Raw genomic sequence first — 15874 nt, forward strand, 5'->3', positions numbered from 1 at the left:
CAAAAACAAACAGGCCGCGCGGACGCGGCCTGTTTACCAGATAGCCCTTTGCATCAGGCCGGCACCGGCGCGTTTACGGCGGTGCGCTGCGGCTGTGTGACCGTGCGCTTGCTACTCGCCAGCACCTGGCTGGCCACGAGCCGGTACGCGATGCGGAGGTACAGCACCAGGGTTCCCAGCGTCATCCCGAACCGGATGATGTTGGCCACCTGCCATTCGCGCGAGGCCATGTAGAGCGCGGCATCGGACACGCCGGCGAGCGGCTCCAGAAAGATGATGAAGATGCGCGGCAGAAAGTAGATACCGGTAAAGAGCTCGATACTGACGACGCCAGCGAGTGCGGCCAGCAGCAGGCGGTTGGTGTTGCGTGGGCGGTTGCGCAGGAGCACCGTGGCGGCAAGCAAGGTGAGGATCAGCGCCGGCACCAGGGTCTGGAAAAAGTACCCGGCATGGCTGACCCGGAAGAAGCCCCGGTAAGCGGCAAACTCGGCACGCGTGCCGCCGCTCCAGTTAGGGATCTCGGCGATGAACTGGTAGAGCGTGCCGCCCAGGGCGGCGCAGAACAGCAGAAAGGAAATGCAGAAGAGGGTAAAGCCGGCACGGGCGCGGCGATCTGTGGAGGCGTTCGTTGGTGTTGACATGGTGATTTCTTTTTGCAAAGGTCACCGCGCTGGCCGCCGCGGGATTGTATTTAACGGACATCTTCGAAGAGGTGGCCCGCCAGGTGGCTGCGTTGGCGCCGGTAGGCACCAGGCGTCATGCCGGCGCTCGACCGGAAGGTCCGGATAAAATGTGACTGGTCGGAAAAGCCGCAGTCGTAGGCAATGTCGGTGAGCGGGGCATCAGTGCCATGGAGCAGGTGCAGCGCGCGCAGGTAGCGGCGGAACAGCAGGTTCTCTTCGGTGTTGCGGCCGGTGAGGGCCATTAGCTTCCGGCTCAATTGCCGCGGCGAGTAGCACATCCGCTCCGAAAGGCTTTTTACCGATAGTCCTTCGATGTCGTGTTCCGACAGAAATCGATTGAACTCGAGCCCGCGCGGGCAGAGCTCGGCTTGCCTCCCGAGCAGCCAGGTGCAGACCACCGCAACCCGTGCCGCAAACGAGGAGGCCTCCAGCAGCTCGTGCCACAGGCTGTCGAACGCCCCGTCCACCAGGGTCATGTCGACACAACGATCGGCGAACTCGGTGGCCGGTATGCGAAACATGCCGAGCAGCGCCGCCGGCTGAAACACGACGCCGAACAGGTGGTGCCGGCCCGGCACCTGCAGGTGTACCGGTTGCTGGTTGAAGCCGTTGACGAAGCACCTGGGAACCGTGATCGGCCCGGTCCCCACCACACCCCGGATACAGCCGGTGGTATCAAAGTTGAAAATCAGCTCCACGGTCCCTTTGGGGAGTATGCGCTCCTGCACCGCTCCCGGGTAGCTGCGGTTGATCTGCCAGAGGTTCTGCACGCTGGAATGAAGGGCAGCCTGCATGGGGATGGAGTAGAAGTCGTGCACCGGTAAAAGCGGTACCGGTTAAGGGTCGATACCGGCACTAAAGTAGTCAGCGGGGCCAGCCTCCTCACCGCGATCCGTCATGAGTTGCCGAAACCGCGTATTGAAATCGGGCGGCGCGCTTTCCGATCAACGACCTCAGTTGTACCGCCGCTTGTTTCCCGCCTTCCATTCGCCCAGGGCCGACGTTTATACCCGTTGCGACAAGGGTGTATGAAAGCCTCCTTCGCCGCCGTAAGCCAGCGCGCTATGCTTGGTTCGTTCGGAGTCGCAATTCCGTTACGAAAAAGGGCCGCCTCCCGGCGGCCCTTTGTTCCTGGGTAATCGAGTCGAAAGCGACCCATTAACCCATTAGCACATTAACGAATCAGCACATTATCTCTCCATCTCCTTCGGCAGCGGCAGGTCTTTTTCCTCGTCCTGCCAGGAGAGGTTGGCGATCCACCAGCGTCCGTCGCTTTTTACGAGGGTGATGTAGTTGATGCCGCGCTGCTCGATCTTTCCGCCAGGGGTAAAGCGGAACTGGTAGGCGCTCTGCACGTGGGCCACATTGCCGAACTGCTGCACGGTGCGCTTCAGCTCCTCCTCGTAGAAACCCTGTTTCTGGAACAGCGGGCCGTTGCCGCGCTCGTATTCCTCTGGCGTCATGCCGAAGAACTTCGCACCGTTGGGCGTCTGCACCGACGCACCCATCTTGGCGCCGGGCTGGAAGAGGCTGTAGAAGCGGTCCCAGTTGCGCGGGCCGGCAGGACCGGAGATCACGTCGTAGGTGGCAGCTATGATGGCGTCGATGCTGGCTACGTCGGCCGGACGGGCCGCCGGGCGGGCCTTTTCCTGGGCCGCGGCACCTGCCTTCAGCCAGCCGTTGCGCGTGCGCAGCTGCTGCGGGGTCGCATTGGGCAGGAAGCGCAGCTTGTTCGTTTCCACCTGGGTCACCTTGGCGGTAGTGGTCGTGAGCGTCAGCGTGTCGATGCCGCCAGCCGTATTTCTACGGCCGATGCGCACGGCGAAGGGCTCGCCCTCTTTCATCTTCGCCTTTACGGCCTGCACGTCGTCGGGGCCAGACAGCGGAATGCCGTTGGCGCTGTACAGCTCGTCGCCCAGCTTGTAGCCCAGCGCCTTGCCGAACTCGTTGGGCTGGAAGGGCGGGTTGATCTTCATCACGCCCTTGTCGTTCGGGAAGATGTTGATGCCGCCGAAGGAGAAGATGCGCTGCTCGCGCTTCGGTGCGAAGTCGACGCCCGCAAGCCCGAAGTAGTATTCATACGGAATGGGCGCGCTGCCGGCTACGTACTTCACCAGGAACTCCTTTACTTCCGGGTAGGTGAGCTCGGCGATCGCGTCGAAAAGCTCCGCGTCTTCGAAGGCACGGTGCTGGCCGTAGCGCACGCCGAGGTCGTAGGTCAGGTTGCGGAGACCGTAGTGGCCGCCCGACTTATGATTCAACAGGATGTCGAGGCAGGCGGCGATGAGGGCGCCCTTCTGGTATACATTGCCGTACTCGTCGGCCCATTTGTCGGTGGCGCCTTTGCTCAGCTCGGTAAAGGCCAGCGTGTCGCGGTGTTGCTGGCGCGAGGTGGTGATCTTCTGCGACATCCGCTCCAGAAACTCCTGCGGCTGGATGAGGCCGTACTTCACCTGCACGTGGTGCGCCGTGTATTCGGTGACGCCTTCATAGAGCCAGAGGTGCTGCGACATCACCGGCTTGTCGAAATTGAATTCCTTCACCTCGCGCGACGAGATGGTGAGGGGCGTGATGATGTGGAAGAACTCGTGCGACGACATGTCGATGATGCCTTCTTTCAGCGCTTCGGAGCCGGCGTCGGGCAGGTAGTAGAACGACGACGTCGGATGCTCGAGGGCACCGCCAAGGCCTTTAGGGAAGGAATGCTTTGCTCCGGGCTCGTGGAAGTAGTACAGGAAGGCGTAGCGGTCGGCGGGGAGGCGGCCGCCGAGGTACTGGCGCGCCGCGTCGAGCAGCCCGCTCATCCAGCCGGCGATCTCTTTAGCCTGGATCTTCTTGCCGGGCGAGTACACCGACACCAGCACCTGGCAGTTGCCGACCTGCACCGATGCCGTATCGGGTACCGTGTAGAATACGGGGAAGTTATACAGCTCGTCGAGGTTGGGAACGCTGAAGGCATCGCGCTGCGGCGTACTGCTTGCGGCGGGCAGGCTCGTGGAGGCCCACATGTTCATCGGCTTGTCGATCGAGAGGTCGAACGGGATGTTGCGCAAGCCCTCGAGGTAGCCGAAGATGCCGGGGAAGTTGAGCGAGAAGTTCTTGCCCTCCTCGAAATTGGTAGCCGCCATCGGGTAGATCTTGTGCTTCACACCGGTGGCGTCGAACACGTCTTCCACCACGTAACGGATCCGCGTCATGCGGTCGGCGCCGGAGATGCGCCACTGGTTGTCATTGAGCTGCTTTACAGGGAGGGCCTTCCCGGCGGCGTCGAAGGCCTGCACGTCGTGCACGAACTTACCGTAGTCGGCGATGACGTAGGTGCCCGGGATGATCTTGGGCATCGAGAAGGTGGTCGTGGCGGTTTTTACCCGCGGGGTCTGAAGGTCCACGGTGAGGGCGTCGTTCTTCAGGGCAGTCAGATCGATCGCGTAGCGGTAGCGGTCCTGTGCGCCGGCGGCTAGGCTGAGCAGCGCCATGGGCACGGCCAGAAGGCATTTGTAGATGCGGTTCATTGTAGGGAATTTTGAGGAAGGCGAAAGCGCCCGGTGCAAATAAAGCAGCCTGTGCCGGTGCGTGGCCCGGGATTGGTATCAGTGGTCAAATACCGGGAAAAAGGTGAAAAACGGGGCGTCTCCCAACCCCACACCTTAGAGAACGGTTAGAATCTGGCGGTTTTACGCCGCCGATTGTCAGCCCAATGTTAAATATTGTTTCAACATTGAATCTGTATCTAAACTTATCTGACCTTTAATCGTTTTCATTACAGTCCTTAAATAATTGAACATATGCGTCGAGAAAGAGCCGTTCTGGCCAACACCATCCCGTTCAACCTCAAGACCCTCCAGCAGATCGAAGACCGTGGTTTCAAGTACGTGCAGGTGAAAGGTTTCACGACCGACCGCCACTACGATTACGTGGAGCCCCAGTTCCTGGTGCTGTTCCCGATGAAGGAGCTGCCCACCGATCAGGACCTGAAGGACATCTATGAGCCCGTTAAGAGCGACCTGCTCAAGCAGTGGGCCAAGGACGATCAATACGGCATGCCCGTGGTGATCGCCAAGGTTGCCTAAGAAAGAAAGCGGGTTTGCCGCGGTTCTGGCCGCGTCAAGCCCTTTGGAACAGAAACATCAGACTGGAGCTGTATCAGCACGGACGGTTGCGAAACCCTTAGGTACTCCTTTGCCCCACAGGCTGGCGATCCGAGGTAAAAGTGAAATCGTTTCACATGAAACTTTTTCACACTCCCCTTTGTTGTACGGAAAATGTTATGGCCTGCACCCCGGTGCAGGCTTTTTGTTGCCCGATGCCGAAGAAAGCCCCCCGCAAAGCCGATCTCCCCTCCAAAACCTGCGCCGCCTGCGGGCGCCCCTTCGCGTGGCGGAAGAAGTGGGTAAAGGTGTGGGCAGAGGTCAGGTACTGCAGCGACCGTTGTCGCGGCCAGCGGGCCCGGAAATAAGGAAGCCCCGGCAGCAGTGCCGGGGCTTCGTTTATTATTGGTTTGCTGACCATGGGGCAATACATCCGTAAAGCGGCCGGTAACGACAGGGGCCTTCCGGAGGCGAGGCGGCAGAGCGGCGCCGGAAAAAGGCTCCTACCCTACTACCGTGCCTTCCAGGTCGTAGTCGTAGGCCTTCGTGATGGCGACGTTCACGAAGTCGCCGATCGGCAGCTTCTTATCGGTCTGTATGATCACTTCATTGTCCACTTCCACGGAGTCGAACTCGGTGCGGCCCAGGTAGCGGCCGGCTTCCTTCTTATCGACCAGCACCTTCAGGGTCTTGCCCACGTGCTCCTGGTTCTTCTCCAGCGAGATCTCCTGCTGCACCGCCATGATGTCTTCAGCGCGGCGCTGCTTCTCCTCGGCCGGTACGTTGTCTTCGAACGCGTAGGCGCTCGTATTCTCCTCGTGCGAGTAGGTGAAGATGCCCACACGGTCGAAGCGCTGGCGCTCGAGGAAGCCCTTGAGCTCCTCCACATCGTCGAGGGTTTCGCCGGGGAAGCCGGTGATGAGGGTGGTGCGGAGGCAGATGCCCGGTACCGTTTCGCGGATGGCCTGCACGAGGTCTTCCATCTCGGCGCGGGTGATCTGGCGCTTCATGGCCTTCAGCATGGCGTCGGCCGCATGCTGCAGCGGCATATCGAGGTAGTTGCAGATGTTGGGGCGGGCCTTCATTACGTCGAGGATCTCCATCGGGAACTTGTGCGGGTAGGCATAGTGCAGGCGGATCCACTCGATGCCCGGCACGTCGGCAAGGCGGTTCAGCAGGTCCGGAAGCGCGCGCTTCTTATAGAGATCCAGGCCGTAATACGTGAGTTCCTGGGCGATGAGCAGCAGCTCCTTCACCCCTCTTTTGGCGAGTGTATGGGCCTCGGCCACCAGGTCGTCGATGGAGCGGCTCGTATGGTTGCCGCGCATCAGCGGGATGGCGCAGAACGAGCAGGTGCGGTTGCAACCTTCGGCGATCTTCATGTAGGCGTAGTGCTGGGGCGTCGCAAGCAGGCGCTCCCCGATGAGCTCGGCCTTATAATCCACCTCGAAGCGTTTCAGGATGAGCGGCATTTCCATCGTACCGAACCAGGCGTCCACCTCCGGGATGCTCTGCTCGAGGTCGTCGCGGTAGCGCTGCGAGAGGCACCCGGTGACGTATACCTTGTCGAGGCGGCCCTTCTGCTTCAGGTTCACCTGCTCCAGGATGGTGTTGATGCTTTCCTCCTTGGCTTTGTCGATAAAGCCGCAGGTGTTCACGATCACGATGTTATGGTCGCGCTTGCCGCTTTCGTGCACCACATCGATGGCGTTCGCCTGGAGCTGTCCGCTCAGGATCTCGCTGTCTACCATGTTCTTGGAGCACCCGAGCGTGATGATGTTGACCTTGTCTTTCCGGAGGGTTTTCGCTTTCATGAGCCCGCAAAGGTAGCGCATCCGGCCGGCACGCGGGTCGGGCGGCGGTCATTTTAGGATTTTGTAGGGCTGAGGTCGGAAACCAAAGTATGCGTTTGTGAACCGGCCGCTGGCGGCCTTGAGTCGCCCAAAGCGGCACGCGGGTTTCACGCGGAGCCGCCAAGACGCAGTGAACGCAGCTATCTGCCTGCAGCCGCCACTTACTGGTTCAGACACCCCGCGTAGCGCTGGCTTTTGACCACTCTGCGTAAGGTTGGAGATTGCTTTCCTACGACTTCGCTCAGAACAGGCTCGCAGTGACGACCATTCCGCGTATCGTGACACTCTTTGCGAGCTCCGCGCCTTTGCATCTCCGCGTGAAACCCTCGTTCCTCTTTAAAAAATGCTAGCCGCTTGCGGCGGGATAGCTCGAAAACCATTGCGAGCAACCTAGAATGCGATGCGTATCGGGATGCTGAAGCGCGTGAGCGTATTGCTGCCCCCGTTCGTAAGCTGGAACATCGGCCGCCATTCGATGCCCATATTGATGGCCGTGCCCTTGAAGCGGGCTTCAACGCCGGCGATGGGCCGGAGGTAGAAGTCGTCGGGACCGAAGTTGCGCTTATAGCGGGCGTAGGCGCCGCCGAGGCCGAGCACCCACTGGAAGTTGGGGTCCTTCCGGAAATCGCCGTTGAAATGGTATTCGGCAGCGAGCACCTGGGTGAGGTAGCCAAACAGCACCGCCACCTCGCTGGCATGATGCCGGGTATAGAGGTGCTTCCACGAAACGCCGACCCAGCTGCCGTAGCCAAACTCGAGGCGGCCACCGACGGCGTTGCGGTACAGCGGCGTCTTTTGCGCCGCCACCGGCGCGGCCGCAGCCAGCAGCAGGACCAGGAACAGGAACAAGGTTTTGCGCATCGTGTGTGGATTTGACCGGTATACATAAAATATCAAGCCCCGGCGGCTGCCGGGGCTTGAGGAAAAAGACCGTTCCATCAGAAGGTGTACCGCGCTGCGAGGCCGAAGCGGGCGGCCGTGAAGGTGCCGCCACCTTCGGTATTGGTAAGGCGGATCATCGGGCGCCAGTCGAAGCCTACTGCCAGCGGCGTTGCGCCAAGCTTGTAGTCAAGACCCACCAGCGGGCGGAGCCAGAAATTGGTTTGCTTGAAGGGGCCCACCTTGAAGAAGCCGAGCGAGCCGCCGGCACCGGCATACCACTGCAACCCGCCTGCATTCGGGATGGCACCGTGATACTGGTACTCGGCACCGAGCATCGTGGTATTGCCACCGAAGAGGAGGCTGAACTCACCGGCGCTGTGGTTGTTGAAAAAGTGCTTGAAGGCGGGGCCCACGAGGGTGCTGCCTTCGCCAAGATCGAGGCGGAGGCCGACGCCGCTCTTGTATTGCTGGGCATGGGCCGACTGACCCAGGGCAACGAGTGCGCAGACAGCGGCGGCGGAAAGGAGTTTTTTAAGCATAGGTGTTGATTGTGAGGGGTTAAGGCCGCTAAATTAAGGTTCGGCACCCTACGGGTTGCGCCAACTGGTGCCGACCTGCAAAAAGCGCCGATGAATTGGTGGATAGGCCGTTCCGGCGCAGCCGTCAGAAGACGAAGCGCAGCGGCACGCTGAAGCGGCCGAAGACGAAGCGCTCGTAGCTGTCGTCGCCGGAGAGCCGGTACGAGGGCCGCCAATCGATGCCCAGCTGGAGCGGCGTCTTCGGAAAGCGGTATTCAAGGCCCAGCGAGGGGCGCAGCAGCCATTCAGCCTTCCCATCGTACAAGGGCGCTGCCACGCCGATTCCCCAGTTCGCATAAAAGTTGCGCATTCCCGGGAACGCGGGGTGCATATAAACGTAGCCCAGTTCCGGTACGATGGCATCGCCGCCGAAGAGCAGGCTGGTTTCAAGGGCTGAATGTTCGGTGAAGCGGTGCTTGAAGGATGCTCCTGCCCAAACCAGGTCGTTTCCGAATTCTACCCGGGCGCCGGCGGCATTCCGGTACGATTGCGCATGAGCGGTGCAGGCGGCAGCCAGGAGTGCCGCGGTCGGGATCAGTGTTTTGATCGGTTTCATCAGCTTTTGGTTTTGCCGGGGAAACTAGAAGGGGGCCGACGCAAGACCCCGTTAAAATGGATCAACACACAAAAAATTAGGCTGGCGGGAGAAAGAACGCGTACGAACTGTGGCTATGCTACGGCGCAGCAAATAAAGCCTGGCCGGCGATCAACGGCCGCCCATAAGCCCTGCCTTGCGGTCGGATGCGGCGCGCTCTTCGTCCTGCAGCCGCATCCGCCGGCGGCCCAGGTCGTACAGCAGTTGCTGCACGCGGGCACAGACCTCGGTGGCCGCCTCGAGCGATCGGTGGATGCGTTGCTGCACCACCCAATCGGTAATGAGATTGTCGAAGAAGTAGTCGGCAAAGGTGGTGAGCCCGTTCAGGTCGAGTTCGTGCTCGAGGCGGCGGCCCAGGTCGCTCAACTCGTTGCGGAAGCGCTGCAGGGCATATTGGGCGTTGCCCAGGTGCATCCGGGCATCGTCGATATTATCGTGCTTGCCCCAGGTGGCGAAGGTATCGCCGCCCCAGAGGTCCCAGGTGCCCCAATCGGAGGCTTTCTCCAGGTGGTGCCGCACGAGGTCGAGGTGGCGGAGCGCTTCGTTCCCGGCCAGCTCTGCCTCCCTGATCTCGTTGATCTCCGCCTGGAGGTCGCGCAGCCTGTCGTTTTCGGAAGAAAGGAGTTGCGCCGCTGCATCGCCGGAGGAAAGCAGCTGCGCTTCTTTCCGGGCCAGCAGCGCGGCATGGGTGGCGCGGACGCCGGAAAGACCAGCCACTGTTTCGCGGGCGGCTTCGAGGTCCTGCAGCAGGGATGCGCGGCGGGCCAGGGCCTCATCGTAGCGGAGGCGGGCAGCAAGGTATTCCTGGCGCTCCTTGTCGAGCTGCTGCTCGCGGCTGCCCAGGACCTTGTAAAAAAGGGAATGCAGGGTAAGTCCTTCGATTCGGCGAAACTCCTGCTCTTCTTTTTTCAATACACCGGCATAGCCTTCGAGCTCCCGGTCGGCGTCGCGGATGTTGGCTTCGAGCGTATTGCGACGCACTTCGGCACGACGCAACACCTCGAGTTGGGCCGATGCGGCGTCGAGTTCGGAGCTCAATTGTTCGAGTGGGTGCGCCATGTTTTTTTTGTTCCGTTTAATCGGTTCAGCGGCGGAGTAATTCGGCCTTTACGGCCGCGGCAGCCGCCTCCTGCGCATCCAGTGGTTCCTGGCGCACCCGCAACTCCTCCAGTTTTGCCTGCAGGCGTTCGAGCAGGTCCGCGATCTTCTCCCGGAAGGAATCAACCTTGCTCAAAAAGGCGAGGTCGGAAAACACGTTATCGAAATACCGGTCGCGGAACGAGCTCAGAGCCTCGCCGCGGAGCTGCCCGCGGAAGGAGATGCCCACCTTGATAGCTGCAGCGGCGAACTTGTCGATGGAACGGTGCACCAGGTCGAGCTGTACACCCACCTCTTGGAGATAGCTATGTTTCTCCCGGTTGGCCGAGTCCCAGCCGAGCGCGTCGCTCCGCCCGATCTGGTGAAGATTGGCGAACATCCGTTGTAAGGACAACAGATCTGAATGCGCGAGGTCGCCGGTATGATATACCTGACGCAACTCGCTTGCTTTTGCAGCTGCAGTTGCCAGGGCCGCATTGGCCTCCCGGAGTGCTGCAGACCGCTCATCGCCGCGCTGCAGCAGTTGCTGTTCCCACTCGGCTTCGAGCGCGCGGTACTCGGATGCGGCATCCTTTAGCTCCCATATCGTGGCCGTAGCCTCCTCGCGCCGGCTGCGCGCCGTCTCCAGTGAGGCCGCAATGAGGTCGTAGTGCGCACGGGCGGCCTCATATTCCTTCCGCTCCTTTACCCGCTGCTTGTCGATATTGCCAGTGAGTGTATGCAAGACCGTATGCAGCGAGGTCTTCTGCAACCGCGTCCACTCCCGCTCTTCCCGCTCCAGTGCCTCCGCCGCTTCATTGCAGGATTCGAGTCCGGCCATTGCCTGCTCGTCGTAGCGGGCATAATCGGCATGCGCCTGCTGCAGGCGGGCGAATCGCTCTGCGGCTACGTCCAGCCGGTCTCCGAGCGCCTTGAGGGAAGTGTCGTCCATGTTATTTATTCCTTTAAGCTGAACAGTGAATCTACGAATTCATGCTTATCGAAAACGAGGAGATCGTCCATTTTTTCGCCGACCCCGATGAACTTCACCGGGATCTTGAACTGGTTGGCGATCGCCAGTACGACGCCGCCCTTGGCGGTGCCGTCGAGCTTGGTGATGGCGAGGGCGGTCACGGAGGTAGCCGCCGTAAAGTGCTTTGCCTGCTCCAGCGCGTTTTGCCCGGTGGAGCCGTCGAGCACCAGCAGCACCTCGTGCGGGGCATCCGGGAGCATCTTCTGTACGGAGCGACGGATCTTGGAGAGTTCGTCCATGAGGTGGGCCTTGTTGTGGAGGCGGCCGGCGGTATCGATCAGTACCACGTCGGTGCCCCGGGCTATGGCGCTTTGCACGGTGTCGTAGGCAACGGCGGCGGGGTCCGAGCCCATGGCCTGCTTCACGATGGGTACGCCGGTGCGGTCGCTCCAGATCGTGAGCTGGTCCACGGCGGCGGCGCGGAAGGTGTCGGCGGCGCCGAGGAGTACCGATTTGCCGGCCTTTTTGAAGTTATGCGCCAACTTGCCGATGGTGGTGGTCTTGCCTACGCCGTTGACGCCCACCACGAGGATCACGTAGGGTTTAGCCGGAAGCTCCGAGGTAAAGTCGTAGGAAGAGCCGCCTACGAGCATCTCGCGGATCTCTTCCTGGAGGATGCGGTTCAGGTCGGACGTCCCCATGTACTTGTCGCGGGCCACGCGCTTTTCGATGCGGTCGATGATAGCGACGGTGGTGTCGATGCCGACGTCGGCGGACACGAGGGCTTCCTCGAGGGTATCGAGTACTTCTTCGTCGACAGTGCTTTTGCCGGCGATGGCCTTCGTCATCTTGGTGAAGAAGTTGTCTTTCGTCTTCTGCAGGCCCTCGTCAAGGCTTTCCTTCTCTTTCTTACCGAATAGCTTATTGAAAAAACCCATGTTCGTGTTTGTGCGTGCAAGATACTTTGGAAGTCAGCAGGAAAAATTCAAAAGTCGAAGGGAGGGTTCTGGGTTCTAAGGTTCTGGGGTCTGGGGTCAAGTGCCAGAAGATGATCAGCATGCTCCGGAAGGGACATCTTTTACCGCTAAGACGCCAAGTTTTTTGCTTTGGGTCGTTTACGGGTCGGGGCTTTCAATACCAGCAGCGGCGACTCCGGCAGCTTCCGGCATTTTTCAAGAGCGCCAAGGGGAAGCCCGCAGGCGGGCTCGTTCCGGCGATGGATTTCTACACAAATTGTTTGTTCCGCCAGGTGCTTGAAATTTTGAAGCACTCCCGTTATCCGGTTTGAAAATCAGCAGTACTAACAAAAGTCAACATGCAGGCGTAAGGGAAAGCCAGCATAATATGAGCCTGTCCCACAGAGTCACCCCTTCCTCCTGGGAAGGGGCCGGGGGAAGGGTAGGGTGAGGTTAACGACGAAAGCTGTCCGAAGGGACAGCTCTGCCAGAAAATTTATTAACGCCGGAAGTCTTACTTCTGACCCAGGAAATCCTTCACCTTGTCTTTGTGAATGATCTGCTCCTTGAAGGTATAAGCACCGGTCTTGGGGCTGCGTACAGCCTTGATCACCTTGGTCCAGTTCTTTGCCTCGGCTGCGGCCTTGGTGTCTTTTACTTTTGCGTTTTTGGATGCTGCTTTTGCCATGATCCTTATTTTTTTGCGAATGAGATAATATGCTAATGGGCTAACGTAGGGCTAATTAGCACATTAGCTAATTAGCACATCAGCACATTACTTAATTTCTTTGTGAACCGTTACCTTCTTCAGGTTGGCGTTGAACTTCTTCAGCTCGAGACGCTCGGGATTGTTCTTCTTGTTCTTGGTGGTAATGTAGCGGCTCGTACCCGGAACGGAAGTGGTCTTCTGCTCGGTGCACTCTAAGATTACCTGAACGCGGTTGCCTTTCTTTGCCATTGTAATGCGTTTAAATAGTTGCTAACTGGAGAGGTGGATTAGATATGCTGGCCCTGGGCGCGCAGCTCTTTTACCACACTCAGCAGACCGTTCTTGTTGATGGTGCGGATGGCGTCGGCCGACAGCTTCAGCGTGATCCACTTGTTCTCTTCTGCCAGGAAGAACTTCTTCGTCTGAAGGTTCGGCAGGAAACGACGCTTGGTCTTAATATTGGAGTGCGAAACCTTGTGACCACCGATCGGCTTCTTACCTGTAACCTGACATACTCGTGCCATGACTTTGGAAAATTTTGGAGTGCAAAGGTAGGGAAAGAATCTCAGATCTCAGATGTTTGATCTCAGATTTTTTGTTAATCCGTTCGAAATTAACCCAATTAGCCGGATCCGCCTTGTTAATCTTCTGCCCGTGCCCGTCTCCCACCCCGCTTCCGCGCCGCCACCTGCTTCCGGACAAACCCCACAAAACCCCTAAAACCCCCAAAACCTTCTAAAGTCTTTTTGCCGTAGCTTCGTGCCGCTTTTAGACCCCCTTTCGGGGGACCATCCATCAACCATTAAAATTCTGCATTAGACATGGCTTACGATGTTGTAGTGATTGGCTCGGGCCCCGGTGGTTATGTAGCCGCCATCCGCGCCGCCCAGCTGGGCTTTAAGACCGCGATTATTGAACGCGAAAGCCTCGGGGGCATCTGCCTCAACTGGGGTTGCATCCCCACCAAGGCCCTCCTGAAGAGTGCCCAGGTCATGGAATATATCCAGCACGCCAAGGACTTCGGCATCGAGGCCACCGGCACCCATAACTTCGAAGCCATCGTAAAGCGCTCGCGCGGCGTGGCCGATAAAATGAGCAAGGGCGTCCAGTTCCTGATGCGCAAGAACAAGATCGACGTGGTGATGGGCACCGGCAAGGTGGCCGGCAAGGGCCGCATCGAGGTCACGGCAGCCGACGGCGGCAAGCAGACCGTTGAAGCCCGCCACATCATCATCGCCACCGGCGCCCGCGCCCGCCAGCTTCCCGCCATGCCCATCGACGGCAAGAAGATCATCGGCTACCGCGAGGCCATGGTACTGCCCCAGCAGCCCAAGAGCATGATCGTGGTCGGCTCCGGCGCCATCGGCTGCGAGTTCGGCTACTTCTACAACACCATGGGCACCAAGGTGACCATCGTCGAGTTCCTCCCCGGCATCGTGCCCCTCGAGGACGTAGATATCTCGAAGGAGCTCGAGAAGAACTTCAAGAAAAAAGGCATCGACATCATGACCAACGCCGAGGTGACCCATGTGGACACGACCGGCAACGGCGTAGTGGCCACGATCAAAACCCAGCAGGGCGAGGTGAAGCTCGAGGCCGACATCCTCCTCTCCGCGGTGGGCGTTCAGTCGAACATCGAAAACATCGGCCTCGAGGAGACCGGCATCAAGACCGAGAAGGGCAAGATCATGGTCGACAAGTTCTACCAGACGAACGTGCCCGGCATCTATGCCATCGGCGACTGCGTGCCCGGCCAGGCCCTCGCCCACGTGGCTTCGAAAGAGGCCATCATCTGCGTCGAGAACATCGGCTACAACGAAAAGAAATACCACCACCAGCCCGAAGGCCTCGACTACGGCAACGTACCGGGCTGTACCTATTGCATCCCCGAGGTAGCCTCCGTGGGTATGACCGAGAAGCAGGCCAAAGAAGCCGGCTACGAGGTGAAGGTGGGTAAGTTCCCGCTCTCCGCCTCCGGCAAGGCCTCGGCCGCCGGCCACCCGGAAGGCTTCGTGAAAGTGATCTTCGACGCCAAGTATGGCGAGTGGCTCGGCACCCACATGATCGGCTACAACGTAACCGAAATGATCGCCGAAACGGTAGTGGCCCGCAAGCTCGAAACCACCTACCACGAGGTGCTGAACGCCATCCACCCCCACCCCACCATTTCCGAGAGCGTGAAAGACGCCATCGAGGTGGCTTACGGCGAGGCGATCCACCTGTAATGATAAGATCAGAGAGGCCCTCCGCAAGAGGGCCTTTTTCTTACCGCGCCCTACCAGGAGCCGGACGGCAGCAGGCGCCGGGGCAATGGTATCATTTTTTAATCGTATGAAGCATATGAGATCCGCTATCCTCTTCTCCTCCTTCCTCCTTTTTGGCAGCGGCAGCTTCGCCCAGGACGGCTACCGGCCCGATACCTCCACCGGCAACGCTCCCGACACTTCCCGCGGCCAGCGCATGACCTTCAAGTGGGCCCCCACCGGCCTCCTGCTGGGTAGCCTGACGCTTCAGGGCGAATACCATTTCACGAAGCGCAGCTCCCTCATCGCCAATATCGGGCTTCCCCTCCAGGCAAAGCACAGCCTTAGTTATGTGGGGCAGTCTGCCGACTTCCGCATGAAGGCTACCTCCTTCCTGGCCGGTTACCGCCGCTACTTCTCGCGGCGGCGCCCGATGGCCGGGCTCTACCTGGAGCCCTATTTCAAATACGTGCACCACACCTCCGAAGGCGAGGGCCAGGCCGTGCTCGACGGCCGCGCCACCACGGTGTCGTTCATCAACAATTACAACGCCTTCGGTCTCGGGGTTCAGCTGGGCGCGCAGTTCCGGATCGGGAAGCGCGCGGTTATCGACCTGTTTTTCCTTGGGCCAGAGATCAATTCCGCGTCCGACCGCTTTTCGGCCCGCGAGCAGAACTTCAACCGTCCCTGGACCGGTGACGAGGGCCAGAAGGCAAAGCGCGACGTGCTGGAATTCATCGACCAGTTTCCATTTATCAACAACCGCGTCAACGTAGTGGTGGAGGAGCAAAGCCGCACCGTGCGGGCGAGCTTCCGCGGGGCGCTGCCGGGCTTCCGCGCGGGTGTTTCGCTGGGTGTGGCCTTGTAGATATTTCACGCAAAGGCGCAAAGAGCGCGGAGTACGCAGAGGAGTTGTGTTCGCTTCGCTCACGAATACATTTCACGCAGCGGGGACATGTATTCTAGTGTTAAGTTACCTGTTTAAAAGACGTGTCTTACGACGGCCGAAGGCCGACGTGATTGCGAGCGAAGCGAAGCAATCTCCAGTACCTTCGGAGTGCTCCCAACGTGGCTTCCTCTTACAGCCCCTCTGCGTAACGCAGGGGATTGCTTCTCCGCCAGCTGGCGGATCGCAATGACCTCGTCGCCGAACAACGTGCCCTCGTATCAAGCTTAACGTAACACTAGTGCATCCCATTCTTTTAAAGGGATCCTTTACTCAGGCTCCCGGTTGTAT

General features: G+C 59.6%; 17 protein-coding genes. 4 read left to right on the forward strand and 13 right to left on the reverse strand.

The window, feature by feature from the left end:
* Window positions 1-53 precede the first annotated feature (53 nt).
* The 3 genes from ABD937_RS04665 to ABD937_RS04675 form a co-directional block, all read right to left on the reverse strand.
* Window positions 54-641, reverse strand: coding sequence for a hypothetical protein (locus tag ABD937_RS04665; RefSeq protein ID WP_345253781.1), 588 nt, complete (start codon window positions 639-641; stop codon window positions 54-56).
* 50 nt (window positions 642-691) lie between these two features.
* A complete protein-coding gene (locus ABD937_RS04670; protein WP_345253782.1) occupies window positions 692-1477 on the reverse strand; it encodes a helix-turn-helix domain-containing protein in 786 nt (261 codons plus the stop codon).
* Between the two features lie 396 nt (window positions 1478-1873).
* The gene (locus tag ABD937_RS04675) at window positions 1874-4195 is read right to left on the reverse strand and encodes a M61 family metallopeptidase (RefSeq protein WP_345253783.1); all 2322 of its coding nucleotides are present in this window, start codon (window positions 4193-4195) and stop codon (window positions 1874-1876) included.
* Between the two features lie 273 nt (window positions 4196-4468).
* Here ABD937_RS04675 and ABD937_RS04680 point away from each other — a divergent pair, with 273 nt between their 5' ends.
* Together ABD937_RS04680 and ABD937_RS04685 are read left to right on the forward strand one after the other, a co-directional pair.
* Window positions 4469-4753, forward strand: a complete 285-nt coding sequence (locus ABD937_RS04680) for a hypothetical protein (RefSeq protein ID WP_345253786.1) — start codon at window positions 4469-4471, stop codon at window positions 4751-4753.
* 233 nt (window positions 4754-4986) lie between these two features.
* A complete protein-coding gene (locus tag ABD937_RS04685) occupies window positions 4987-5139 on the forward strand; it encodes a DUF2256 domain-containing protein (RefSeq protein WP_345253826.1) in 153 nt (50 codons plus the stop codon).
* Between the two features lie 135 nt (window positions 5140-5274).
* On the opposite strand, the gene rimO is transcribed toward ABD937_RS04685, so the two are convergent.
* The 10 genes from rimO to rpmB form a co-directional block, all read right to left on the reverse strand.
* Window positions 5275-6585, reverse strand: coding sequence for a 30S ribosomal protein S12 methylthiotransferase RimO (gene rimO, locus ABD937_RS04690; RefSeq protein WP_345253787.1), 1311 nt, complete (start codon window positions 6583-6585; stop codon window positions 5275-5277).
* Between the two features lie 429 nt (window positions 6586-7014).
* Entirely contained in the window at window positions 7015-7485 is a 471-nt protein-coding gene (locus ABD937_RS04695) for a hypothetical protein (RefSeq protein WP_345253788.1), read from the reverse strand.
* Window positions 7486-7562: 77 nt separating this feature from the next.
* Complete coding sequence (locus ABD937_RS04700) at window positions 7563-8045, reverse strand: hypothetical protein (RefSeq protein WP_345253789.1); 483 nt, start codon at window positions 8043-8045, stop codon at window positions 7563-7565.
* A gap of 124 nt (window positions 8046-8169) precedes the next feature.
* The gene (locus tag ABD937_RS04705) at window positions 8170-8640 is read right to left on the reverse strand and encodes a hypothetical protein (protein ID WP_345253791.1); all 471 of its coding nucleotides are present in this window, start codon (window positions 8638-8640) and stop codon (window positions 8170-8172) included.
* Window positions 8641-8790: 150 nt separating this feature from the next.
* Entirely contained in the window at window positions 8791-9738 is a 948-nt protein-coding gene (locus tag ABD937_RS04710; RefSeq protein ID WP_345253793.1) for an HlyD family secretion protein, read from the reverse strand.
* A 25-nt stretch (window positions 9739-9763) separates the two neighbouring features.
* The gene (locus ABD937_RS04715) at window positions 9764-10708 is read right to left on the reverse strand and encodes a hypothetical protein (protein ID WP_345253795.1); all 945 of its coding nucleotides are present in this window, start codon (window positions 10706-10708) and stop codon (window positions 9764-9766) included.
* A gap of 5 nt (window positions 10709-10713) precedes the next feature.
* Complete coding sequence (gene ftsY / locus ABD937_RS04720) at window positions 10714-11667, reverse strand: signal recognition particle-docking protein FtsY (protein WP_345253796.1); 954 nt, start codon at window positions 11665-11667, stop codon at window positions 10714-10716.
* Window positions 11668-12199: 532 nt separating this feature from the next.
* The gene (locus tag ABD937_RS04725; protein WP_345253798.1) at window positions 12200-12373 is read right to left on the reverse strand and encodes a DUF4295 domain-containing protein; all 174 of its coding nucleotides are present in this window, start codon (window positions 12371-12373) and stop codon (window positions 12200-12202) included.
* Window positions 12374-12460: 87 nt separating this feature from the next.
* Entirely contained in the window at window positions 12461-12643 is a 183-nt protein-coding gene (rpmG, locus tag ABD937_RS04730) for a 50S ribosomal protein L33 (RefSeq protein WP_345253800.1), read from the reverse strand.
* A 38-nt stretch (window positions 12644-12681) separates the two neighbouring features.
* Complete coding sequence (rpmB, locus tag ABD937_RS04735) at window positions 12682-12918, reverse strand: 50S ribosomal protein L28 (RefSeq protein WP_345253802.1); 237 nt, start codon at window positions 12916-12918, stop codon at window positions 12682-12684.
* A 297-nt stretch (window positions 12919-13215) separates the two neighbouring features.
* On the opposite strand from rpmB, the gene lpdA reads away from it, so the two are divergent.
* Window positions 13216-14619 carry a dihydrolipoyl dehydrogenase gene (gene lpdA / locus ABD937_RS04740; protein WP_345253803.1) on the forward strand — a complete coding sequence of 468 codons (1404 nt, stop codon included), beginning with the start codon at window positions 13216-13218 and terminating at the stop codon, window positions 14617-14619.
* Window positions 14620-14734: 115 nt separating this feature from the next.
* On the forward strand, window positions 14735-15505 hold the full coding sequence (locus ABD937_RS04745) for a hypothetical protein (RefSeq protein ID WP_345253804.1): 771 nt from the start codon (window positions 14735-14737) through the stop codon (window positions 15503-15505).
* The last annotated feature ends 369 nt before the right edge of the window (window positions 15506-15874 follow it).

Origin of the sequence: Flaviaestuariibacter amylovorans (genome assembly GCF_039541815.1) — a bacterium.
GTDB lineage: Bacteria > Bacteroidota > Bacteroidia > Chitinophagales > Chitinophagaceae > Flavisolibacter > Flavisolibacter amylovorans.